Here is a 2,152-nt window from a genome sequence, read left to right on the forward strand (position 1 = left end):
TTTTCGGACACAATTACTGAAATACTACCTCAACGGACAGGGAAATTTTTGCTTGTTTCCAAAAACTTGCCCTTGCTCAAACATTACATTAAAGCTAATTTTGGCTAATCTTTTACAAGGAGGACGAGATGAAAAGGCCCATGACCCTTGCAGAAAAAATTTTAGCCGCCAAAGCCGGGTTGCCCTTTGTAGAACCTGGCCAGCTAATTGATTGCCCGGTGGATCTTGCTCTGGCCAATGATATAACCGCTCCTATTGCTATCAAAATATTTCGCGAAGCTGGAATTCCTAAAGTTTTTGACCGCACCAAAATAGTCCTGGTGATGGACCACTTTACTCCTAACAAAGATATTCAGAGCGCTGAACAGGTGCGTTTTTGCCGCGAATTCGCCCGTGAACAGGGAATTATTCATTATTACGAAGGGGGAAACTGTGGAATAGAACATGTTCTTTTACCTGAAGAAGGCCTGGTAGTCCCTGGAGACGTGGTCATAGGGGCAGATAGCCACACCTGTACTTACGGCGCTCTGGGAGCTTTTGCCACTGGTATGGGTTCTACGGATCTTGCTGCTGCCTGGATAACCGGGCGCACCTGGTTTCGCGTTCCTGAAACTATAAAATTTGCCTATAAAGGTGAACTTCGTCCCTGGGTTACTGGAAAAGACTTAATCCTTTACACCATTGGCCAGATAGGTGTAGATGGCGCCCTTTACAAAGCCATGGAATTCACCGGCGAGGTTATCAAACGTCTTTCCATGGCTGAGCGTTTTACCATGTCAAACATGGCTATTGAGGCCGGGGCCAAGGTAGGCCTAATAGCACCTGATAAAAAGACCCTTTCTTACGTGCGCAAACACAGTAAACGTGAACCGGTAGTTTTTAAGGCAGACCGCAAAGCTAAATATCTGGAGGTAATAGAATACGATTGTTCCAAGATAGAACCACAGGTAGCTTTTCCCCATCTGCCATCAAACACCAAACCTATTAGTGAAGTGGGCCATATTGATATTGACCAGGTAGTTATTGGTTCCTGTACTAACGGACGCATTGAAGACCTGGCCGTAGCTGCCAAAATATTCTCTGGTCGTAAGGTTAATCCTAATGTGCGGGCCATAATTATTCCTGGAAGTCCTGGGGTTTATAAAGAGGCCTTACGCAAAAAATACATTGATATATTCGCTGAAGCTGGGGCCATAATCTCTCCTCCTACCTGCGGTCCTTGCCTTGGTGGTCACATGGGAATCCTGGCCAAAGGGGAAAAAGCAGTCTCCACTACTAACCGTAATTTTCTCGGGCGCATGGGGCATCCTGAAAGCGAAGTCTATTTAGCAAGCCCGGCTGTGGCCGCGGCCTCAGCCATATTAGGCCGCATTGCCAGCCCAGAAGAACTGGGACTTTAATTCAACGACTTTAGGAGGCTAATATGCAAAAAATAAAAGGCCGTGTCTGGAAATTCGGCAATGATATAGATACCGATGTTATAATTCCTGCCCGCTATCTTAACACCTCTGACCCACAGGAACTTGCCAAACACTGTATGGAGGATGCTCGGCCAGAGTTTGCCAAAGAAGTTAAGCCAGGAGATGTTATTGTGGCTGGCAAAAACTTTGGTTGTGGTTCTTCAAGGGAACATGCCCCTATTGCCATTAAAGCGGCTGGAGTATCCTGTGTTATTGCCGAAAGTTTTGCCAGAATTTTTTATCGTAACGCTTTTAACACAGGGCTTTTAATTCTAGAGGCTCCAGAAGCCGCCCAAGAGATAGAAGAAGGCCATGAAGTAGAAGTTGACCCGGAAGCTGGTGTTATTAGAGACTTAACCACAGGCAAAACTTATAAATTTCAACCTATTCCTGCTTTTATGCAGGAACTTTTAAAAGATGGAGGGCTAATCCCTCACATAAAGAAAAAATACAAACAAATTCGCCTGGAGGAAGAAAGTCATTCTCAAGAGCCTTTAAGTTGACAACCAGAGACGTAAGTTTAAAATCTTTTGATAAAGGGCGCGTAGCTCAGTAGGATAGAGCGTTGGCCTCCGGAGCCAGAGGTCGTGGGTTCGACTCCCGCCGCGCCCTCCATTGCGGGAGTGGCGGAATTGGTAGACGCGCTGGATTCAGGATCCAGTGGGGCTATTCCCCGTGGGGGTTCAAGTCCC

The 2,152-nt window shown here is 46.4% G+C and carries 2 protein-coding genes and 1 tRNA gene; all 3 read left to right on the forward strand.

Features of this window, described 5'->3' with window-relative positions:
* Positions 1-128: 128 nt before the first annotated feature.
* The 3 genes from leuC (at position 129) to TH606_RS10850 (ending at position 2,075) form a co-directional block, all read left to right on the forward strand.
* The gene (gene leuC, locus TH606_RS10840; RefSeq protein ID WP_082863636.1) at positions 129-1,400 is read left to right on the forward strand and encodes a 3-isopropylmalate dehydratase large subunit; all 1,272 of its coding nucleotides are present in this window, start codon (positions 129-131) and stop codon (positions 1,398-1,400) included.
* A 23-nt stretch (positions 1,401-1,423) separates the two neighbouring features.
* Positions 1,424-1,963, forward strand: coding sequence for a 3-isopropylmalate dehydratase small subunit (gene leuD, locus TH606_RS10845; protein ID WP_068543966.1), 540 nt, complete (start codon positions 1,424-1,426; stop codon positions 1,961-1,963).
* Between the two features lie 35 nt (positions 1,964-1,998).
* A tRNA-Arg gene (locus TH606_RS10850) sits at positions 1,999-2,075 on the forward strand.
* The last annotated feature ends 77 nt before the right edge of the window (positions 2,076-2,152 follow it).

Source organism: Thermodesulfatator autotrophicus (assembly GCF_001642325.1).
In the GTDB taxonomy this organism is placed as follows: domain Bacteria; phylum Desulfobacterota; class Thermodesulfobacteria; order Thermodesulfobacteriales; family Thermodesulfatatoraceae; genus Thermodesulfatator; species Thermodesulfatator autotrophicus.

Excerpts from the sequence above, each read along its gene's own strand:
- leuC (WP_082863636.1), top strand. The coding sequence starts at position 129 with ATGAAAAGGCCCATGACCCTTGCAGAAAAAATTTTAGCCGCCAAAGCC.
- leuD (WP_068543966.1), top strand. The coding sequence starts at position 1,424 with ATGCAAAAAATAAAAGGCCGTGTCTGGAAATTCGGCAATGATATAGAT.